Below are 18806 nucleotides of genomic sequence, written 5' to 3'. Positions count from 1 at the left end.
TTCGTGGGTGTCGGACGGTCTGGTGCGGTGGGGGTCCGATTCGGTTCGGTGAGAGGACTCTGACGGGGGCTTCTTGAAGCCGACTGGGAGCCGACTTGGAGAATGTCCGGGATGGATGACACCGCTGTGCTCGCGCTGCTCGGGCTGGCCGCGCTGGCGGCCGGGTTCGTCGACGCGGTCGTCGGGGGCGGCGGGCTGATCCAGCTGCCGGCGCTGCTGCTCGGCATGCCCAACGCGGCGCCCGTGCAGATCCTGGCGACCAACAAGATCGCCGCGATCTCCGGGACCACGGTGAGCGCTGCGACGTACTACCGGCGGATCAAGCCGGACCCGCGGACCTTCCTGCCGCTGATGGCGCTCGCGTTCGTCGGCTCGGCGTGCGGCGCCGCGGTCGCCAGCCAGATCCCGCGGGAGGCGTTCGAGCCGATCGTGCTGGTCGCGCTGATCGTCGTCGGCGCCTACGTGCTGCTCAAGCCCGAGCTCGGCGAGCAGACCGCGCTGCGCTTCTCGGGCCACCGGCACCTGGCGGCGGCGATGGGCACCGGGCTGCTGATCGGCTTCTACGACGGTGCGCTCGGCCCGGGCACCGGCAGCTTCTTCGTCTTCACGCTGGTCGGCCTGATGGGCTACAGCTTCCTCGAGGCCTCGGCGAAGGCGCGGCTCGCCAACTGGGCGACCAACCTGGCGGCCATCCTCGTCTTCGCATCGCAGGGCGCCGTCGTGTGGCACGTCGCCCTGGTCATGGCGGTCGCCAACGTCATCGGGGGGTACGTCGGGGCGCGCACCGCCGTCTCGCGTGGCGCTCGCTTCGTGCGGCTGTTCTTCATCGTCGTCGTCTCCGCGTTCATCGTCACCCTGTCCGGCCAGGTGTTCGGCCTGTGGTGAGCTACCTGACCGTCGCCCGCGACGCCGAGGCGGAGATCGAGGTGAAGCGGTCCCGCTTCCTGTGCACGCTGCGGCGCGTCGACGACGAGGCGGCCGCCCGCGCGGTCGTGGAGTCGCTGCGCCGGCAGCACTGGGACGCCCGGCACCACTGCTCGGCCTTCCGCCTTCACCCGGACGTGGAGCGGTCCTCGGACGACGGCGAGCCCGCGGGCACGGCCGGCGCGCCGATGCTGGAGGTGCTGCGCGGGCACTCCGGATCCGGGGTCAGCGACGTCGTCGCGGTCGTGACCCGCTGGTTCGGCGGCACCCTGCTCGGCGCCGGTGGGCTGGTGCGCGCCTACGGCGATGCGGTCCGGGAGGCGCTCGCCGAGGCCGGCACGCTGCGCCGCTCGCTGGTCCGGGAGCACCTGCTCGACCTCGACCACGCCGCCGCCGGTCGGGTCGAGAGCGACCTGCGCGCCCGCGGCATCGCGGTCCTCGACGCGCAGCACGGCGCCCTGGTGACGCTGCGCCTCGGCGTACCTCCGGAGCAGGAGGGGCGGCTCGCCGCGCTGGTCGCGGAGCTGACCTCGGGCGCGGCGGAAACGAGGGTGGCAGGCGAGCGCTGGGTCGATAGCCTCGACGCATGAGTGTCGTGGTGGACCTGGCGGAGATCGCGGACCGGCTGCGCGAGTTCGACCGCGGCTACCTGCTGACCGCGAAGGACGGCCTGGTGAAGGCGGTCTCGGTGCGGGCGAGCGCCGAGGACGGCACGCTGCTGGTGCCCGCTCCCGGCCGCGGCTCGCTCCGCAACGTCGGCGTCAACCCGGCGGTGACGCTGCTCTTCCCGCCGACCGAGAGCCGCGGCATGACGCTGCTCGTCGACGGCACCGCGGTGGCGGAGGGCGACGACGTGCGGGTCACCCCCACCGGCGCCGTGCTGCACAAGGCGGTCGCATGACGACCTCGCCGACCTGGGTCACCGCGTTCCTCGACTTCCCCCCCGGTGACCTGGAGCGGGGCATCGAGTTCTGGCGTGGCGTCACCGGCTTCGAGCTGTCCCCGCGGCGGGGCGACGACGGCGAGTTCGCCACGCTGGTGCCGCTGGACGGCGACGGCTACCTCAAGGTGCAGGGCCTCGATGAGGGTGCGGGCCGCCTCCACCTCGACCTGCACGTCGCCAACCCCGTCCACGCCGCCGAGGCGGCCGTCGAGCTGGGCGGGCACGTCCTGGTCCGGCACGAGGCCGGCTACGTCGTGGTGCGCTCGCCCGGCGGGTTCGTGTTCTGCTTCGTGCCGCACCCCGGCAGCCGGCGGCCGGCTCCGGCCAGCTGGCCCGGCGGCCGCTCGCAGGTCGACCAGGTGTGCCTCGACATCCCGCCCTCGGCGTACGACGTGGAGGTGGAGTTCTGGCGCGCCCTGACCGGGTGGGAGTTCGACCCCGACGTGGACCGGGAGTTCGCGCGTCTCGAGGTCCCGGACGACCAGCCGCTGCGGTGGCTGATCCAGCGGCTCGACGACGAGACCGGTGCCGTCAGCGCGCACCTCGACCTCTCCTCGGACGACCGCGACGCCGAGGTCGAGCGGCACGTCGCGCTCGGCGCCAGCGTCGTTGCCCGGCACGAGTGGTGGGTCGTGCTCAGCGACCCCGTCGGCACGACCTACTGCGTCACCCGGAGGAAGCCCCGATGACCCGCACCGACCCACCGACCCACGGCGACGAGCGCACGATGCTGCTGGCCTTCCTGGACTACCAGCGCGCCACGCTGCGCCAGAAGGCCGGCGACCTCGACGCCGAGCAGCTCGCCACCGCGCTCCCGCCATCGGACATGACGCTCGGCGGGATGGTGAAGCACCTCGGCCTCGTCGAGAACGCCTGGCTGCGCGAACGGTTCACCGGCGAGGGCCTCAGCGAGCCGTGGCGGTCCGCCGACTGGGAGGCGGACCAGGACTGGGAGTGGCACACCGCCGCGGACGACGGCCCCGAGCGCGTCTGGGCGCTCTACGACGAGATGGTCGCCGACGCCGACACGGTCATCGCGGGCGCCGAGCTCGACGACCTCTCCGTGATCACATCACCTCGGACCGGCGAGCCCTTCAGCCTCCGCTGGATCCTGCTGCACCTCATCGAGGAGTACGCCCGCCACAACGGCCACGCCGACCTGATCCGCGAGTCGATCGACGGGGCGGTCGGGGACTGACCGTCTGTGCTCCTGGTGGGTGTCGTCGTCCTCCCGGGGCGCCATTGTTCGTCCTCCGACGACCGCGTCAAGGGTTCCCTACGGCGGCTCCGCCGCCCTTGACCCGGCCGCCTCCGGACGAGTTGGCGCCTATCGGGAGGACGCCGACCTGCGGTCGGGCGCGCGAGCGTTCCAGCGGAGATTCTGATGCACCTGGTGGATCTAGATCTCCGGTCTACGTCCGCCGGTGGAAGGTGACCTTGCCTGTGGGCTGCGTCCGGGCCTCGTAGGCGCTGTCGTGGATGCGGGCGTGGTGCCAGGAGCACAGGCTGATGCCCTGATCGACGGTGGTGGTCCCTCCGTCGGCCCACCGGGTCTCGTGGTGGGTGTGGAGGCCGAGTCGGCGGTCGCAGCCCTCGGCGCGGCAGCCCTGGTCGCGGGTGAGGATCGCGACCCGGTGGTACTTCGGGTGGAAGCGCCGCTCCCGGCCGACGTCGATGGGCATCGAGTCCCCGCCCAGGACGACCGGGATGACGCCGGCCTCGCACAGCAGCCGCCGCGCCATACCGGGGGAGATGCGGTCGCCGGTGTCGAGCACGCCGGCCTGCTGCACCCGTCCCATCAGGGAGTCTTCGGTGATGGTGACGACCAGGGTGGCGTTGAGGCCGCCCAGCTTGGGCAGCTGCGTGACCGGGTAGCGCTCGATCAGCGTGCAGAACGCCTGCCCCATGGCTTCGGGGCAGGGCGGCCGGTCCACGCCCGCGCCGTGGGCGGCGCGTTGGTGCTTGGGGGCGGTGAGCGCGGCGAGCATCTTGCGGAGCGCGGCACCGTGGAAGGTGGGGATGGTGAACCGGCCGTGGGTCTGCCCGTGGCCGTCGTCGCGCAGGGTGAGCCGGCACGCCTTCATCGCCGCGGCCTCCTCACGCGCCAGCAGAACGGCCTCGTCGGCGTCGGCGGCGTCGGGGTCGATCACCTCGTAGAGCCGCTTGCCCAGGACCCGCAGCGCCTTCGCGTCGTGATGCGCGGCTTCGGCGAGCAGGTGCTGCTCGGCCCGGGGTTGCACGTCGGCGGGGAGCCGGTCGACCGCCTGGATGATCACGCGGGCCTGGTCGACGCAGACCCGGCCGGCAGCGAGCGACGCTCTCATGAGCGGGTGCAGCTCGAGGTCGTGCCCGAGCCGCACGGTCCGGTTGGTCTCGGTCCGGGTCTGCTTGGTCTGGTGCGCCAGCCAGTTCGCGGCGCTGGAGGCGGCCACGTCCTGGCCCACGTGGAGGTCGTCGGCATGGGCGGCGACTCTGGCTTCGAGCTCGGCGATCTGGGCCTTGGCGCGGGAGAGCTCGGTGAGGGTCTGGGCGGTCTCGGACGCGTCCATCGACCACACCAACGCCCCGGCGACGGCGTCGAGCTCTTGGTGGACATGGGCGGTCGCCACCGACACTCGGTGTCTCGGGGTGGCGATCGCTGTCATAGACAAATCCAAGCACCGACCACCGACAGTCAGGTCCCCAAAACCCAGTGTTTGCCCGGTATGTGGACAATCCACAGGCACAATTTCCGGGACGAAGCAGGCGGCGCGGAAGCCCGGGAGGCGACCGCAACCCCGAGCCCACCTCACCCGCTTTGCTGCCTGTCGGCGGCCCACCCGAGTCGACCCGCAAGCCACCGTCAGGGGCTCGGCGTCCTAGCTCCGGACCTCAACCACCGTGCGGCTGATGGACGCAGAGGATGTTGCCGTCGGGGTCGAGGAACCAGGCCGCCTTCACGGACCCGTCGTCGAAGACGTGGTCGACGGTGGTGAAGTCGGGCTGGTCGTAGTCCTCGAAGGTCACGCCCCGGGACTCGAGGTCGGCGATCGCGGCGGCGATGTCGGACACCTCGAAGCTCACCGCGGTGTTGGGGGCCGGCGTCGCGTCCGGCAGCAGCCGGAGCACCAGCAGAGAGCCGCCGGCGAGGCGGAAGGCCGTCTCGCCTGCGGCGTCGTTCGTGCCCTGCAGGGGCAGCCCGAGACGTCGTTCGTAGAACTCCTGGGCGCGTGATGCGTCCCGCGTCGGCAGCATCACGGAGGCCACGCTGTCAGTGAGTGGCATCCGTCCAGCGTGCTCCCGCCGGCACCGCTCGGCAATACCCGCTTTCGTCAGTCGGCGAAGCCCGGCAGCGACTCGGTGAGGATCTGCCGGAACGGCGCCTCGCACTCGAGCTGGCACAGCACGCCCAGGCCGGCGATCCAGGTGCGGTGGATGAGGAGGTACGACGGGGGCAGGTTGAGCTTCATCCCGACGGTGTACGCCTGGCTGCGCGGGTCGTTGACCCGCGCGAACTGGGTGCGCATCCACTCCCGGCTGAAGCGGAACCGCTCGACCTTCGTCGGCTCCACGAACGGAGCGAGATAGTCGAGCACCTGCCCGGCGTCGACCTGGATCCGCTCCTTGATGAACCCCTCGTCGCGCAGCCCGTCGACGAAGCGCTCCTCGTCTCCCTCGGCCGCGATCCGCAGCAGCCGGCCCATGGCCTCGGGCAGGCCCTGATCGGGCAGGCGGGCGACCGCGCCGAAGTCCAGCACGCCGAGGCGCCCGTCCGGCAGCACGCGGTAGTTGCCGGGGTGCGGGTCGGCGTGCAGCATCCCGGTGCGCGCCGGCCCGGAGAAGAGGAACCGCACGAAGAGCTCGCCGTAGTGGTCGCGATCCTCCTGCGAGCCGGTCGCGATGACCGACGCAAGCGAGGCGGGCGAGTCGAGCCACTCGGTGACCAGCGTCGTCGGGCCGACGGCGACCACGTCGGGCACCACGATCGCCGGGTCGTCGCGGAAGGCCTCGGCGAACGCGCGCTGCGCGGACGCCTCCAGCGCGTAGTCGAGCTCATCGGCGGCCCGGGCCTGCAGCTCCTCGACCAGCGGCTTCAGGTCGAGCCCCGGCACCAGTGGCGCCGCGGTCCTCGCCACCCGAGCGATCGCCCTCAGGTCCGAGCGCAGCGCGTCCCCGGCCCCGGGGTACTGCACCTTCACCGCGACGTCGCGCCCGTCGACCCACCGCCCGCGGTGGACCTGGCCGATGGAGGCCGCAGCGGTCGGTCCGCCGTCGAGCCAGACCAGCCGCTCCTGCCAGTCCGCGCCGAGGTCGGCGGCGAGGATCTCGCGCACGGTCGACGTCGGCATCGGGGGAGCAGCGTCCTGGAGCAGCGTCAGGTGCTCCCGGTAGGGACCGGCCATCTCCTCGGGGAACGCCGACTCCATCACCGACAGCATCTGGCCGAACTTCATCGCGCCGCCCTTGAGCTCGCCCAGGGTGCGGAAGAGCTGCTCGGCGGTGCGCTGCTGGATCTCGCTCATCACGGCCTCGGCCGGCTTGCCGCCGATCCGCTTGCCGAGCCCCAGCGCGCTGCGGCCGGCGTACCCGATCGGCAGGGCGGCGAGCCTCGCCGTCCGCGCCACGGCCTTGCGGGGCAGCTCGGTCACGTCTCGATTGTTCCAAACCGCTGGTTGCCCGGCCATTGGGTACGCCGGGCTCTGCCGCCCGAGTCATCAGACGTGCCTGACGCTCCAGATAGGGGACTAGTCACAAAAGGCCTACCCAGACAGCCCATGCGGAGTCGCCCGGGCATGTCATCTTTCGGCGGCGGGCCCGCCAGGGGTTGTCGCCGTTCCCTGCCCGGGAGTAGACCGAACCGAGAGCTCGGGTCACGCACCATGTTCGTCCAAGGGGGACACCCGCTACGAGCAAGGGAGTTCCCAATGCGTTGGAGGAGTCTGTCCGGGGCCGCAGGTGCGCTGGTGGCGACGGGAGTGCTGTTCACGGCATCCGCCGCCTTCGCTGCTCAGGGGAGCTGGCCGAACGCCGGCCACGACCTCAGCAACTCGAGGAGCGCCGACAGCACAATCGGCGTCGGTGGTGCCCCGAAGCTGGCGGTGAAGTGGAAGGTCCCGACCGCCGGCAACATCTCGGCGACCCCGGCCGTGGTGAACGGCGTCGTCTACGTCCCCGACGACGCGGGCAACCTGTACGCCATCGACGCCGCCACGCACGCGACCATCTGGCAGAAGAACCTGAGCGCCGACTACGGCGCACCCCCCGGCGACTACTCGCGGGCCACCCCGGCCGTCTCAGGCAACACGCTGGTCTTCGGTGACCAGGCCGGAAAGGTCTTCAGCCCGGACGGCTGGGTCTACGCCGTCGACAAGCGCAACGGCGGTCTGCTGTGGAAGACCACGATCGCGGGCGGGTACCCGATCATCACCCAGTCGGCGACCATCGTCGGCAACACCGTCTACATCGGCGCCGCGTCCAACGAGGAGCTGCTCGCGCGGTTCGGCTTCCCGCTGACCTTCCGCGGCTTCTTCATGGCGCTCGACCTGACGACCGGCGCCGTGAAGTGGAAGACCTACATGGCCCCGGCCGGCTACACGGGTGCAGCCGTGTGGGGCAGCTCACCAGCGGTGGACTCGAAGCGCGGGACCGTCTACATCGCCACAGGCAACAACTACTCGATCCCTGACGCGGTGACCGCCTGTGTCGCGGCCGCGACGTCCGATCCGCAGCGAGCGGCCTGCGTGCCGGCCGACGACATGTTCGACGCCATCGTCGCGCTCGACATGAACACCGGCGCGGTGAAGTGGTCCACGCGGGCGCTGCCTGTCGACGCGTGGAACGTCGCCTGCGGCATCCCCGTCCCCGGCTACGACGACCCGGTCGAGGGGTGCCCGACGAACGCCGGCCCCGACTACGACTTCGCGCAGGCCCCGATGCTGTGGAAGGCGGGTGGCAGGGAGCTCGTCGGTGCGGGGCAGAAGTCCGGCATCTTCTGGGCGCTCGACCCCGACACCGGTGCGGTCGTCTGGAAGACGCAGGCGGCGCCCGGAGGCCTCGCCGGCGGCCTGCAGTGGGGGTCGGCCACCGATGGCGTCCGGATCTACGTGGCCTCGGCCAACACCGACCGGAAGCCGTGGACGCTGCTCGACGGCACCACGGTCAACTACGGCGGCTGGGCCGCGCTCGACGCGGCCACCGGACGGGTGATCTGGAACCGCGCCAACCCGGCGGCAGCGACGGCCTCCGGAGCGGTGACGGTGGCGGCCGGTGTGGTGTACGCCTGCTCCGGTGACACGGCGGGCCACATGTACGCCATGAAGGCCAGCGACGGAACCCAGCTGTGGGACCACGCCTCGGGCGACTTCTGCTACAGCGGCGCGGCCGCCGTCGACGGAGCGCTCTACTGGGGCACCGGCTACAACCTCGGGTTCGAGCTCCCCGGGCAGGCGCTCTACGCCTTCTCGGTGAGTGGCAAGTAGGGGGTTGCCAGGAAGGCCTCGGGCGGGCCCGGTCCCGCCCGAGGCCGCACCGGCCCCTTGACCTACCCGGACGAGCGACAGAGGGTGGGGGTCCTGTTCCGCTGTCCTGGGGGGTCGCCATGCGCCGTTGCCTGCTCACGCTGCTCATGATCGTCAGCGTCGTCTCGGGGGGCCTTCTGACCGGCTCGCCCGCGTCGGCGATCACCAACGGCACCTTCGACGGCGCCGGGCATCCCGCGGTGGGTGGGCTGGTGTCACCGACCCAGTACTCCGACGGCACCTGGATCTACTGCTCCGGCACGCTGATCTCGCCGACCGTGTTCCTCACCGCCGCGCACTGCGCCACGGTGGGAGAGCGGGTGGCCGTGACCTTCGACAGCGACTACGAGGCCGGCGACCGCGCCTACCCCGGCACGTTCCACGCCGACCCGCTCTACCCCGGCAACCAGAGCGACGCCCACGACATCGCGGTCGTCGTCCTCGACAAGGCGGTCAAGGGCATCACTCCCGCGCGGCTGCCCGCCGCCGGGTCGCTCTCCGACCTCTCCAGCACCCAGCGCTTCACGTCCGTGGGCTACGGCGCCTACGAGGTGACCAACGAGCCCGGCGGGCACCAGTACCTCTACGACGACCGCAGGATGGTCGCCAGCGGCGAGCTGAACTCCGTCAACAAGACCTGGCTGCGGATCTCGATGAACGCCAGCACCGGCAACGGAGGCACCTGCTACGGCGACTCCGGAGGTCCGAACTTCCTGGGGACGACCGACATCGTCGCCGCGATCACCATCACGGGGGACGCCGTGTGCCGGGCCACCAACGTGGACTACCGCCTCGACACCGCGTCGGCGCGGGCCTTCCTCGGGCAGTTCGTCACGCTGCCCTGACGCGCGCTACTCGTCGTGGGGCTCCAAGAAGCTCACGGCGAGCCCGCGTGACCGTGCGTACTCGATCTCGCGACGGGTGCTGTCCCCGACGTAGTCGCCCACGTTGACGACGAGGACCTCGTCGGCCATCGCGATCCTCTGCAGGTGGATCCGGTCGAGCCGGGCGCGGTCCTCCGCGTCGAGCTCGGTGGCCGGATCCAGGGCGGTCGGGGTCAGCACGACGTGACCAGCCAGCGTCAGCTCGGCGTCGAGGCGCGCGAACTCGTCACGGAACCGCATCGAGCCGCAGAGCGTGATGACCGGGAAGTCGCTGGCTGCCACGGGACGGGACCGACGCCTCGGTCAGGCGTCGGCCGGGAAGCGCACGCCGGTGTTGGCGTGGCAGCGGTAGCCGTGCGGGTTCTTCGCGAGGTACTGCTGGTGGTGGTCCTCGGCGTAGAAGTACGGCGTCTCGCTGGCTGGCCGGATCTCGGTCGTGATGTCGCCGAGGCGGCGGCGCTTCAGCTCGTCGCCGTAGACCTTGGTGAGGTCGCGGGCCACCTGCTCCTGCTCGGGCGTGGTCCAGTAGATCGCGGAGCGGTACTGGGTGCCGACGTCGTTGCCCTGGCGGAAGCCCTGGGTCGGGTCGTGGACCTCGAAGAACGTCTTCACCAGGTCGGCGAAGGACACCCGCGTCGGGTCGAACACGATCCGCACGGCCTCGGTGTGGTTGGTCAGGCCCGAGCAGACCTCCTCGTAGGTCGGGTTCGGCGTCGTGCCGCCGGCGTACCCGACCGAGGTCGACCAGACGCCCGGGACCTGCCAATAGATCTCCTCGGCGCCCCAGAAGCAGCCGAGCCCGAACAGCGCCACCTCGTAGCCGGCGGGGACCTCGTCGGTCACCACCGGTGCGTCCAGGACACGGTGCTTGTCGGCGATCGCGAACTGTCGCCCGTCGCGGCCCGCCAGGGCCTCGTCGGGGGCGACCAGCTGGTTCTTGCGGCTGAGGAACAAGGGGTCTCCTTCTCTCGGAGTGATCGTGCACAGTCTCCAACACCGATGGGCGCCCGGACGTTCCCGGCCGCTAGCCTCGAGGGATGAGCGAGCAGCAGCACCGCAACAAGTCCGGCTTCGAGACGCGTGCGATCCACGCGGGGTACGAGCCGGACGCGGCGACCGGGGCGGTCATCCCGCCGATCTACGCGACCAGCACGTACAAGCAGGACGGCGTCGGCGGCCTGCGCGGCGGCTACGAGTACAGCCGCTCGGCCAACCCGACCCGCACGGCGCTGGAGGGCAACATCGCGGCGTTGGAGGAGGGGGAGCGCGGGTTCGCGTTCGCCTCCGGCCTGGCCGCCGAGGACACGCTGGTCCGCAGCATCTGCCGGCCGGGGGACCACGTGGTGATCCCGGACGACGCGTACGGCGGCACGTTCCGGCTCTTCGACAAGGTCGAGAAGGTCTGGGGGCTCGAGCACAGCCCGGCCCCGGTCTCCGACCTCGAGAAGGTGGCGGCGGCGATCCGTCCCGGCCAGACGAAGGTGGTCTGGGTGGAGACGCCGACCAACCCGCTGCTCAACATCGGCGACATCGCGGCGCTCGCCGGCATCGCCCACGACGCCGGCGCGCTGCTGGTCGTCGACAACACCTTCGCCTCGCCCTACCTCCAGCAGCCGCTGACCCTCGGCGCGGACGCCGTCGTGCACTCGACGACGAAGTACTGCGGCGGGCACTCCGACGTCGTCGGCGGCGCGCTCGTCGTCAAGGACCTCGACCTCGCCGAGAAGGTCGGCTTCCACCAGAACGCGATGGGCGCGGTGGCCGGCCCGTTCGACTCCTGGCTGACCCTGCGGGGGCTCAAGACGCTGGCCGTGCGGATGGACCGCCACTGCGACAACGCCGAGCGCGTGGTCGACTTCCTCACCAGCCACCCGAAGGTGGGCGACGTGATCTACCCCGGCCTGGAGACGCACCCCGGGCACGAGGTCGCGCAGCGCCAGATGAAGCGCTTCGGCGGCATGGTCTCCTTCCGGGTGACCGGCGGTGAGTCCCACGCGCTCCAGGTCTGCGAGCGCACCGAGGTGTTCACGCTGGGCGAGTCGCTCGGCGGCGTCGAGTCGCTCATCGAGCACCCGGGCCGGATGACCCACGCCAGCGTCGCGGGCACCGATCTGGAGGTCCCCGCCGACCTGGTGCGGCTCAGCGTGGGCATCGAGACCGCCGACGACCTCATCGCGGACCTGGAGCGGGCGCTGGCCTAGCGGGACGGTTGGGTACGTTGTCGCCGTGAGCAACGACGCTGACGAGCCGACCGAGCCCGCCGTCCCACCGGACGGGGGCGCGGAGGCTCATCGGCGCCGGCTCCCGCTGCCGGGCCTGCGGCACCGCGCCGGCGACGGCGCGGTGGGGGAGACCGACGAGGGCATCGCCACCCGGCTGGCCCACCAGTGGGCGCTGCGGCGCGACGAGCGTCGCGCCCAGCCGTCCCCCGTCGTGGGCGGGCCGTCGAACTTCAGCCGCGCCGAGGTGCCGTGGGGCGTCGACCTCGCCGCCGCCTGGGCGTGGCGCTTCCTGGTGATCGCCGCCGCCGCCTACCTCGTGCTCTGGCTGGTGGCGTTCTTCGCCGTGGTCACGATCCCGATCGCGGTCGCGCTGCTGATCTCGGCGCTGGTCATCCCCGTCGTCGACGGCCTCGACCGGGTCATGCCGCGCGGGCTCGCCGCCCTGCTCGTCGTCCTCGCCGGCATCGCCTTCGTCGTCGCGCTGCTGACCTTCGCCGGCCAGCAGGTCGCCAACGGTGCGACCGACCTCGCGGACCAGACCGTCCAGGGCCTCGACGAGGTCAAGGACTGGCTCAAGAACGGGCCGCTGAACGCCAGCGACTCGCAGATCAACGAGTACATCGACCGGATCCAGAAGGCGATCACCGACCGCACCCAGGAGGGCGTGGGCCTGAGCTCGATCACCGAGGTCGGCACGGCCGTCGGCCACGTCCTGGCCGGGTTCTTCATCGTGCTGTTCTCGACCTACTTCTTCCTCGCCGACGGCGAGCGGATCTGGGCCTGGCTGGTGCGGATCGCCCCGCGCGCCGCCCGCGAGCACGCCGACAGCTCCGGCCGGGTCGCCTGGATCTCGCTGACCCAGTTCGTCCGGGCGACGGTGATCGTCGCGGCCACGGATGCGGCCGGCGTCATGATCGGCGCGGCGGTGCTCGGCGTGCCGTTCGTGCTGGCCATCGGCGTGCTGGTCTTCCTCGGCGCGTTCGTGCCGATGGTCGGCGCCACGGTCGCGGGCACGGTCGCGGTGCTCGTCGCGCTGGTCGACCAGGGACCGGTCACCGCACTGCTGATGCTCGCCGTCGTCATCGGCGTGCAGCAGCTCGAGGGCCACGTCCTGCAGCCGTTCCTGATGGGTCGGTGGGTCTCGCTGCACCCGCTCGGCGTCATCGTCGCCATCGGCTGCGGCGTGCTCGTCGCCGGCATCGCCGGCGCCCTGATCGCCGTGCCCCTGGCGGCGTCGCTCAACGCCGTCGTGCAGCACCTGGCCGCCAACACCAGCGTCGGCGACGACGATCCCGTCGAGGAGCTCGCCGAGGACTACGAGGAGATGGGGTCGACCGTCGAGGTGCCTCGGGAGGAGTCGCACGATGAGTGAGGCGACCGTCGGGCTGGCCGAGATCGAGGCCGCCCGCGAGGAGCTGGCGGGGGTGTCGATCCTGACACCGATGGAGGAGTCGCACTGGCTCTCCACGCTGACCGGCGGACCGGTGTCCCTGAAGTGCGAGAACCTCCAGCGGACCGGTTCGTTCAAGGCCCGCGGTGCCTTCATCCGGATCTCCCGGCTCTCCCCCGAGGAGCGGGCGCGCGGCGTGGTCGCGGCGTCGGCCGGCAACCACGCGCAGGGCGTCGCGCTCGCGGCGCAGCAGCTCGGCATCCCGGCCACCGTCTTCATGCCGGAGGGCGCGCCCATCCCGAAGGAGAAGGCCACCCGCGGGTACGGCGCCGACGTGGTGTTCCACGGCCGCTACCTCGAGGACGCGCTGGCCGAGGCGCACGCGTTCGCGGAGCGCACGGGCGCGGTGCTCATCCACCCCTTCGACCACGTCGACGTCGTGGCCGGCCAGGGCACCGTGGGCCTCGAGATCCTCGAGCAGTGCCCCGAGGTGCAGACCGTGCTCGTCCCGACCGGCGGCGGCGGCCTGCTGGCCGGCATCGCGATCGCCGTGAAGGCGCTGCGCCCGGACGTCCGGGTGGTCGGGGTGCAGGCGGCGGGCGCCGCGGCGTACCCCGGCTCGCTGGCGAAGGGCGAGCCGGTCGCGCTGCCGTCGATGAGCACGATGGCCGACGGCATCGCGGTCGGGCGGCCCGGCGACATCACGTTCGCCGCGGTGCGCGACCACGTCGACGAGATCCTCACGGTCTCGGAGGACGGGCTCGCCCGGGCCGTGCTCGCGACGCTCGAGCGCGCCAAGCTGCTCGTCGAGCCCGCCGGCGCCGCGGCCGTGGCCGCGATGCTCGACGACCCCACCCGCTTCGAGACGCCCACGGTCGTGGTGCTCTCCGGCGGCAACATCGACCCGCTGCTGCTGGGCAAGGTCATCCGGCACGGCATGGCCGCGGCCGGGCGCTACCTCAACCTGCGGGTCTGCATCCCCGACGTCCCCGGCGGCCTCGCGCAGCTCCTCGGTGAGGTCAGCGCGGTCGGCGCCAACGTCATCGAGGTCGTGCACGAGCGGATCTCGCCGACGCTGCACGTCGACGAGGTCGAGGTGCGCCTCCAGCTCGAGACGCGCGGCGAGCCGCACGCCGAGCAGGTGCTCACGCGGCTGCGCGAGCGCGGCTACCGCGTGTACGAGTGATCAGCCCGGGAGCCGATCAGCCCGTGAACGGCACCGCGTCGACGATGACGACCTCGAGGGTCTTGCCGTTGGGGGCCTCGTAGGAGACCGTGTCGCCCTTGGTCGCGCCCATGATCGCGGCGCCGAGCGGCGACTGGGGGGAGTAGACCTTGAGGCCGCCGGCGGCGTCCTCCATCTCGCGGGCGCCGAGCAGGAAGGTCTCGGTCTCGTCGTCGTCGTCGCCGACGAACCTGTAGGTGACCTTCATGCCGGGCTCGACGACCCCGTCGTCCGGCGGCGTCTCGCCGACCTCGGCGCGCAGCAGCATGTCCTCGAGCTGACGGATCCGGCCCTCGAGCTTGCCCTGCTCCTCGCGGGCGGCGTGGTAGCCGCCGTTCTCCTTGAGGTCACCCTCGTCGCGGGCGGCGCTGATGCGGGCGATGACCTCCTGGCGCCGGGGACCCTTGAGGTCCTCGAGCTCCTGGGTGAGCTTGTCGAAGGCGTCCTGGGTGAGCCAGATCTTGCCCTGCTCTGCTGCCTGCGTCATGGGGTAACTCCTGCTAGCTACGAGGTGCGACGAACCGTTCCGCCGTCTCCGTGGGGTGCCCCCGCCGGTGTGCCGCTAAACGGCAGTGCACGAACGTGCGGACCGTTGCGCGACGGCCCTGCGGGGGTGCGTCAGAACGTCCACTGTAACAACCGGACCGGGACGGCGCAGGTCGTTGATCAGCGGGCTCGGCGCTGGTCCGGCGTGGTGCAGCCGAGGAGCTCGACCGACGTCGCCCTCCGCTCGGTGCGCACGTCGACCTCGTTGCGGCCGTCCTCCGGGGTGAACGTCGCCTCTCCGACGACCGAGTGGTCCTCGGCGTACGCGCGCAGGCGGCAGGTCGCGACCACGTCACCGGTCCGCAGCCGCACGTCGACGGTCGCGGTCGCGGCGTGCTCGTCGACCACGTCGTAGCCCACCAGCTCCGACCGCGCGTCGGGCGTCGACTGCTCCCAGATCGTCCAGCCGAGCCAGCCCAGGAAGGCGGCCGCGACCACCACGACGACCCCGATCAGGACGCCCCGGCCCCACGGCGACGGCGCGCCGTACCGGTCGGCGAGGTCGGTCGGCTGGCTCACGGCGGCATCGTCCCATCTACGATTGCCGGGTGACGCAGCACCCCCGCGCCGGCTACCGGCTCATGCACGTTCATGCCCACCCCGACGACGAGTCGAGCAAGGGCGCGGCCAGCACGGCGAAGTACGTCGCCGAGGGCGTCGACGTGCACGTCGCGACCTGCACCGGCGGCGAGCGTGGGTCGATCCTCAACCCCAAGATGGACCGCCCCGAGATCCTGGCGAACATCACCGAGATCCGGCGGCAGGAGATGGAGCGGGCGCGCGACATCCTCGGCGTCCGCCAGGACTGGCTGGGCTTCGTCGACTCCGGCTGGCCGGAGGGCGACCCGAAGCCGCCGCTGCCCGAGGGCTGCTTCGGGCTGGTGCCGCTCGAGGAGGCCGCGGCACCGCTCGTGCGGCTGATCCGCGAGTTCCGGCCGCACGTGATGACGACGTACGACGAGCGCGGCGGCTACCCGCACCCCGACCACATCAAGTGCCACGAGATCAGCGTGGAGGCGTTCCACGCCGCGGCCGACCCGGAGCGCTACCCGGAGCTGGGGGAGCCGTGGGAGGTCTCCAAGCTCTACTACCACCACTCGTTCAACCGGCCGAAGATGACCGCGCTGCACGAGGCGATGCTCGAGCACGGCCTGGAGTCGCCGTACGCCGAGCGGCTCAAGGAGTGGAAGCCGGAGCCGGAGTGGGACGCCCGGATCACCACCCGGGTCCCGTGCGCCGACTACTTCGGGGTCCGCGACCAGGCGCTGCTGGCGCATGCCACGCAGATCGACCCGGACGGCTTCTGGTTCGCGATCCCGCGGGAGATCCAGACCGAGGTCTGGCCGACCGAGGACTTCGAGCTCGTCGAGAGCCGCATCACCACCCGGACCCCCGAGGACGACCTCTTCGCCGGCATCACCGACCCCGCCTGAGAGACTGGCCGCATGCAGGTGCTCACCGCCCTCCCGCACGTCCTGACCGCCGTCGTGTCCTTCGCCGACCGGACGCCCGAGCCCGAGGACGTGAAGGCCGGATGGCTGGCGTTCGGGATCTTCATCGGGCTGATCCTCGCGGTCGCGTTCCTCGGCTGGAGCCTGGTCAAGCAGCTGCGCAAGGTCGACGCCGCCGAGGAGGCCGGCCTCTACGACCCGTCCGACAGGAAGCCCGCGGTGTCGCTGCCGGTGGAGCCCCCGGTCGAGCGGTCGGCCGAGCAGCGGACCGAGCCCGGCGACGACACCCGCGACTGAGGGCCGGCTCCCGCGAGGAGTGTCAGGGACTCAGAGCGAGGACTCGAACTCGGCAGCTCGCTGGTCGACCTCGGTCCAGTCGACCGGGCCGGTGCCAGGGCGGAGCGCGTCCATGCGCTCGCGGGTCGTGGTGACCCGGTGCCGGTCCGTGCCGCCGCGCACGTAGATCCGCCGGCCGAGCGGCTCGGGGCCCTCGAGCAGGTCCAGGATCTCGTCGTCGTCCTCGAGGGCGTTCGCCATGAACCGGGCGCCGGTCTCCTCGAGCCGACCCACCACGATCGCCGTACGACGTCCGGCGCGTCCGAAGCGCACCGTGCAGGTCTCGATCGACGCCCAGCCCTCGGGGTGCGGGTCGAGCGCCGGCGCCGGCCACGAGGCGATCTCGGCCTGCACCTCGGCGCTCCGGTCCGGCCGCCATGCCACGGGTCGGGCGGAGTAGAGGCCGACGGAGTACTTCGACATCATGCCGCCGTTGGCGCCGACCAGGGCGAGCGCGTCGCGGTCGGCGCGGCACCGGGCCACGGCCTCGGCGATCGCGTGCATCGAGTAGTTGTTGCCGGCGCCACCGAAGAACGGCAGTCCGCCGGTCAGCGTCAGGCCGCGCGGGTCGTCGGGCGGGAGCCCGAGCTCGTCGAGGACGCACGTGACCGCGACCGGGAAGCAGGAGTAGAGGTCGAGGTGGGTGACGTCGGCGAGGTCGGCCCCGGCGACCTCGAGGGCGTGGCGCACGGCGAGCCCGGCCGCGGGGTAGCGGCTGAGGTCGGCGCGCTCGAAGAAGTCGCGCTCGCGCACGTCGGCGTGGCCGTGCAGGAAGACCCAGCGGTCCTCGGGGACGCCGAGCCGCCGGGCCGCGCCGACGGAGGTCAGCAGCACCGCGGCGCCCTGGTTGACCTGGTCGCGGGCGACCAGGAAGCGCGGGTAGGGATCGACGATGGCCCGGTTGCGCTCGGAGGGGGTCACCAGCTCGGCGGCGGTGCGCACGGTCGGTGCGGCCGCGTGCGGGTTGGCCGCAGCGACCTCGGTGAACGGCGCGAAGAGCGCGCCCATGCCCGCGGCGTACTGCTCACGGGAGAGGCCGAGGCGGGCCCGGCGCGCGTTCTCGAACAGCGCGTACTGCACGGGCGCGTCGAGCAGGCCGTGGATGACGGTCTGCCAGGAGACCAGGCCGCGCAGGCCGAGCCCCCGGTCCTCGAGCTGGCCGCCGACGGTCTCGGTGAAGTCGGGCCTCGGGTCGCGCTCGGCCAGGTGGCGGGTCGTCGAGATCGCCTCGGAGCCCACCAGCAGGACGACCTCCCGGCTGCCGGCGGCGATCGCGGCGGCCATCTCGGTGACCAGCTGCTGCGGCGCCTGGCCGCCGGCGACCTCGAGCATCGCGTGGCCCGGGTCGGCACCGATGCGTCGGGCCACCGCCCGCGGGTAGTTGTCGGCGCGGCCCAGCGGCGCCTCCGCGATCGGGGTCGAGACCTCGAACTGCCGGACGCCGGCGACGGTGTCGATGGCAGCGGCCAGGGCGTCCGCGTCCGCGCCGGTGTCGACGAGCGCTGCCGCGGCGGCACGCCCGGCCAGGTCGGCGGCCGACAGCCCGGCGTAGCCGGGGTCGTCGATGCGCTCGGAGTGCTGGCCGACGCCGACGAGGACCGGCGTCGCCGGGTCGAGCGACGGCGACATCAGATCTTGGTCGGGATGTGCATGACCGTGCCGCCGTCCATCGTGAACTCCGAGCCCGTCGTGAACGTGGCCTCGTCGCTGGCGAGGAAGAGCACGAACGCCGCGACCTCCTCGACCCGACCTGGGCGGCCGAGCGGGATCGGGATCAGGTCCTCCGGCATCTGGTCGGTCGCCGGCGTGCTGATGCGTCCGGGGTGGAGCGAGTTCACCCGGATCCCGTGCGGGGCGAGCTCCATCGCGGCCGACTTCGTGAGCCCGCGCAGTCCCCACTTCGACGCGACGTACCCGTGCGCCCACGGGGTGCCGCGCAGCCCCTCGATGGAGGAGGTGTTGATGATCGAGCCGCCGCCCGCCGCGATCATGGCGTCCGCCGCGGCCTTCATGCCGAGGAAGGCACCGGTCAGGTTGACGTCGAGCATCTGCTGCCAGTGCTCGCGCTTGTAGCGCTGGAGCTGGCCACCGTTGAAGATCCCGGCGTTGTTGAAGAGCACGTCGAGCCGGCCGTACGCCGACGTGGTGAGCTCGACCGCTGCCGCCCAGTCCTCCTCGGAGGTGACGTCGAGGTGCACGTAGCGCGCGTGGTCGCCCCGCGAGACCCGGCACAGCTCGTCGGCGAGCGCCTGACCCTCCGCGTCGAGCACGTCGCCGATGACGACCTGCGCCCCCTCCGCGACCAGCATCCGGGCGCTCGCGCCGCCGATGTTGCGGGCGCCGCCGCTGATCAGGGCGACCTTGCCGTCCACGCGTCCCATGCGTGGC

Annotated in this window: 21 protein-coding genes; 12 read left to right on the top strand and 9 right to left on the bottom strand. The window is 72.1% G+C overall.

Going from position 1 to position 18806, the window contains the following annotated elements; translation table 11 throughout:
* Window positions 1-111 precede the first annotated feature (111 nt).
* The 5 genes from HZF07_RS10555 to HZF07_RS10535 are packed head-to-tail and all read left to right on the top strand — an operon-like array spanning window position 112 to window position 3065.
* Window positions 112-885 carry a sulfite exporter TauE/SafE family protein gene (locus HZF07_RS10555; RefSeq protein WP_157341494.1) on the top strand — a complete coding sequence of 258 codons (774 nt, stop codon included), beginning with the start codon at window positions 112-114 and terminating at the stop codon, window positions 883-885.
* Window positions 882-1514, top strand: coding sequence for an IMPACT family protein (locus HZF07_RS10550; protein WP_309504693.1), 633 nt, complete (start codon window positions 882-884; stop codon window positions 1512-1514). Before HZF07_RS10555 ends, HZF07_RS10550 begins: the two co-directional genes overlap by 4 nt.
* Window positions 1511-1825 (top strand): pyridoxamine 5'-phosphate oxidase family protein, encoded by a 315-nt coding sequence (locus tag HZF07_RS10545; protein ID WP_157341492.1) that lies wholly within the window; start codon window positions 1511-1513, stop codon window positions 1823-1825. The genes HZF07_RS10550 and HZF07_RS10545 overlap by 4 nt, the downstream gene beginning before the upstream one ends.
* Complete coding sequence (locus HZF07_RS10540) at window positions 1822-2556, top strand: VOC family protein (RefSeq protein ID WP_157341490.1); 735 nt, start codon at window positions 1822-1824, stop codon at window positions 2554-2556. Before HZF07_RS10545 ends, HZF07_RS10540 begins: the two co-directional genes overlap by 4 nt.
* Complete coding sequence (locus HZF07_RS10535; protein WP_157341488.1) at window positions 2553-3065, top strand: DinB family protein; 513 nt, start codon at window positions 2553-2555, stop codon at window positions 3063-3065. Before HZF07_RS10540 ends, HZF07_RS10535 begins: the two co-directional genes overlap by 4 nt.
* A gap of 214 nt (window positions 3066-3279) precedes the next feature.
* On the opposite strand, the gene HZF07_RS10530 is transcribed toward HZF07_RS10535, so the two are convergent.
* The 3 genes from HZF07_RS10530 to HZF07_RS10520 form a co-directional block, all read right to left on the bottom strand.
* Window positions 3280-4476 carry an HNH endonuclease signature motif containing protein gene (locus HZF07_RS10530; protein WP_309504692.1) on the bottom strand — a complete coding sequence of 399 codons (1197 nt, stop codon included), beginning with the start codon at window positions 4474-4476 and terminating at the stop codon, window positions 3280-3282.
* A 262-nt stretch (window positions 4477-4738) separates the two neighbouring features.
* Window positions 4739-5131, bottom strand: a complete 393-nt coding sequence (locus tag HZF07_RS10525) for a VOC family protein (RefSeq protein ID WP_157341483.1) — start codon at window positions 5129-5131, stop codon at window positions 4739-4741.
* A gap of 47 nt (window positions 5132-5178) precedes the next feature.
* The gene (locus HZF07_RS10520; protein ID WP_181645036.1) at window positions 5179-6495 is read right to left on the bottom strand and encodes an ABC1 kinase family protein; all 1317 of its coding nucleotides are present in this window, start codon (window positions 6493-6495) and stop codon (window positions 5179-5181) included.
* A gap of 315 nt (window positions 6496-6810) precedes the next feature.
* Here HZF07_RS10520 and HZF07_RS10515 point away from each other — a divergent pair, with 315 nt between their 5' ends.
* The gene (locus HZF07_RS10515; protein ID WP_181645035.1) at window positions 6811-8325 is read left to right on the top strand and encodes an outer membrane protein assembly factor BamB family protein; all 1515 of its coding nucleotides are present in this window, start codon (window positions 6811-6813) and stop codon (window positions 8323-8325) included.
* Between the two features lie 119 nt (window positions 8326-8444).
* A complete protein-coding gene (locus tag HZF07_RS10510; protein ID WP_198346380.1) occupies window positions 8445-9209 on the top strand; it encodes a trypsin-like serine protease in 765 nt (254 codons plus the stop codon).
* A 6-nt stretch (window positions 9210-9215) separates the two neighbouring features.
* Here the strand turns inward: HZF07_RS10510 and HZF07_RS10505 are convergent, their stop codons facing one another.
* Together HZF07_RS10505 and msrA are read right to left on the bottom strand one after the other, a co-directional pair.
* Window positions 9216-9530, bottom strand: a complete 315-nt coding sequence (locus HZF07_RS10505) for a TIR domain-containing protein (RefSeq protein ID WP_198346379.1) — start codon at window positions 9528-9530, stop codon at window positions 9216-9218.
* A 21-nt stretch (window positions 9531-9551) separates the two neighbouring features.
* Window positions 9552-10202, bottom strand: a complete 651-nt coding sequence (gene msrA / locus HZF07_RS10500) for a peptide-methionine (S)-S-oxide reductase MsrA (RefSeq protein ID WP_157341477.1) — start codon at window positions 10200-10202, stop codon at window positions 9552-9554.
* Between the two features lie 83 nt (window positions 10203-10285).
* Between msrA and HZF07_RS10495 the strand changes: the two genes are divergently transcribed.
* Genes HZF07_RS10495 through ilvA form a run of 3 tightly spaced genes read left to right on the top strand, consistent with a single transcriptional unit; the run spans window position 10286 to window position 14046 of the window.
* Window positions 10286-11449, top strand: a complete 1164-nt coding sequence (locus HZF07_RS10495) for a cystathionine gamma-synthase (protein ID WP_157341475.1) — start codon at window positions 10286-10288, stop codon at window positions 11447-11449.
* 25 nt (window positions 11450-11474) lie between these two features.
* Entirely contained in the window at window positions 11475-12842 is a 1368-nt protein-coding gene (locus HZF07_RS10490; RefSeq protein ID WP_181645034.1) for an AI-2E family transporter, read from the top strand.
* Entirely contained in the window at window positions 12835-14046 is a 1212-nt protein-coding gene (gene ilvA / locus HZF07_RS10485; RefSeq protein ID WP_157341473.1) for a threonine ammonia-lyase, read from the top strand. The genes HZF07_RS10490 and ilvA overlap by 8 nt, the downstream gene beginning before the upstream one ends.
* 16 nt (window positions 14047-14062) lie before the next feature.
* On the opposite strand, the gene greA is transcribed toward ilvA, so the two are convergent.
* Both greA and HZF07_RS10475 read right to left on the bottom strand, forming a co-directional pair.
* Entirely contained in the window at window positions 14063-14572 is a 510-nt protein-coding gene (gene greA, locus HZF07_RS10480) for a transcription elongation factor GreA (RefSeq protein ID WP_157341472.1), read from the bottom strand.
* 179 nt (window positions 14573-14751) lie between these two features.
* On the bottom strand, window positions 14752-15150 hold the full coding sequence (locus HZF07_RS10475) for a DUF4307 domain-containing protein (RefSeq protein WP_157341470.1): 399 nt from the start codon (window positions 15148-15150) through the stop codon (window positions 14752-14754).
* A gap of 62 nt (window positions 15151-15212) precedes the next feature.
* On the opposite strand from HZF07_RS10475, the gene mca reads away from it, so the two are divergent.
* Together mca and HZF07_RS10465 are read left to right on the top strand one after the other, a co-directional pair.
* Complete coding sequence (mca, locus tag HZF07_RS10470; RefSeq protein WP_157344992.1) at window positions 15213-16064, top strand: mycothiol conjugate amidase Mca; 852 nt, start codon at window positions 15213-15215, stop codon at window positions 16062-16064.
* A 12-nt stretch (window positions 16065-16076) separates the two neighbouring features.
* Window positions 16077-16379 (top strand): hypothetical protein, encoded by a 303-nt coding sequence (locus HZF07_RS10465; protein ID WP_157341468.1) that lies wholly within the window; start codon window positions 16077-16079, stop codon window positions 16377-16379.
* A gap of 30 nt (window positions 16380-16409) precedes the next feature.
* On the opposite strand, the gene HZF07_RS10460 is transcribed toward HZF07_RS10465, so the two are convergent.
* Together HZF07_RS10460 and HZF07_RS10455 are read right to left on the bottom strand one after the other, a co-directional pair.
* The gene (locus HZF07_RS10460; protein WP_157341466.1) at window positions 16410-18047 is read right to left on the bottom strand and encodes an acetyl-CoA acetyltransferase; all 1638 of its coding nucleotides are present in this window, start codon (window positions 18045-18047) and stop codon (window positions 16410-16412) included.
* A complete protein-coding gene (locus HZF07_RS10455) occupies window positions 18047-18799 on the bottom strand; it encodes an SDR family oxidoreductase (protein WP_157341464.1) in 753 nt (250 codons plus the stop codon). The genes HZF07_RS10460 and HZF07_RS10455 overlap by 1 nt, the downstream gene beginning before the upstream one ends.
* Between the last annotated feature and the right edge of the window lie 7 nt (window positions 18800-18806).

The organism is Nocardioides agri, assembly GCF_013778305.1.
Taxonomy (GTDB): domain Bacteria; phylum Actinomycetota; class Actinomycetes; order Propionibacteriales; family Nocardioidaceae; genus Nocardioides; species Nocardioides agri.
This window is presented reverse-complemented; position numbering and strand designations above follow the sequence as displayed.

What these genes read in the sequence shown, in the direction of transcription:
- HZF07_RS10555 (WP_157341494.1), top strand. Translation starts at nt 112, where the DNA reads ATGGATGACACCGCTGTGCTCGCGCTGCTCGGGCTGGCCGCGCTGGCG.
- HZF07_RS10545 (WP_157341492.1), top strand. Translation starts at nt 1,511, where the DNA reads ATGAGTGTCGTGGTGGACCTGGCGGAGATCGCGGACCGGCTGCGCGAG.
- HZF07_RS10540 (WP_157341490.1), top strand. Translation starts at nt 1,822, where the DNA reads ATGACGACCTCGCCGACCTGGGTCACCGCGTTCCTCGACTTCCCCCCC.
- HZF07_RS10535 (WP_157341488.1), top strand. Translation starts at nt 2,553, where the DNA reads ATGACCCGCACCGACCCACCGACCCACGGCGACGAGCGCACGATGCTG.
- HZF07_RS10525 (WP_157341483.1), bottom strand. Translation starts at nt 5,131, where the DNA reads ATGCCACTCACTGACAGCGTGGCCTCCGTGATGCTGCCGACGCGGGAC.
- HZF07_RS10510 (WP_198346380.1), top strand. Translation starts at nt 8,445, where the DNA reads ATGCGCCGTTGCCTGCTCACGCTGCTCATGATCGTCAGCGTCGTCTCG.
- HZF07_RS10495 (WP_157341475.1), top strand. Translation starts at nt 10,286, where the DNA reads ATGAGCGAGCAGCAGCACCGCAACAAGTCCGGCTTCGAGACGCGTGCG.
- ilvA (WP_157341473.1), top strand. Translation starts at nt 12,835, where the DNA reads ATGAGTGAGGCGACCGTCGGGCTGGCCGAGATCGAGGCCGCCCGCGAG.
- greA (WP_157341472.1), bottom strand. Translation starts at nt 14,572, where the DNA reads ATGACGCAGGCAGCAGAGCAGGGCAAGATCTGGCTCACCCAGGACGCC.
- mca (WP_157344992.1), top strand. Translation starts at nt 15,213, where the DNA reads ATGCACGTTCATGCCCACCCCGACGACGAGTCGAGCAAGGGCGCGGCC.
- HZF07_RS10465 (WP_157341468.1), top strand. Translation starts at nt 16,077, where the DNA reads ATGCAGGTGCTCACCGCCCTCCCGCACGTCCTGACCGCCGTCGTGTCC.
- HZF07_RS10460 (WP_157341466.1), bottom strand. Translation starts at nt 18,047, where the DNA reads ATGTCGCCGTCGCTCGACCCGGCGACGCCGGTCCTCGTCGGCGTCGGC.
- HZF07_RS10455 (WP_157341464.1), bottom strand. Translation starts at nt 18,799, where the DNA reads ATGGGACGCGTGGACGGCAAGGTCGCCCTGATCAGCGGCGGCGCCCGC.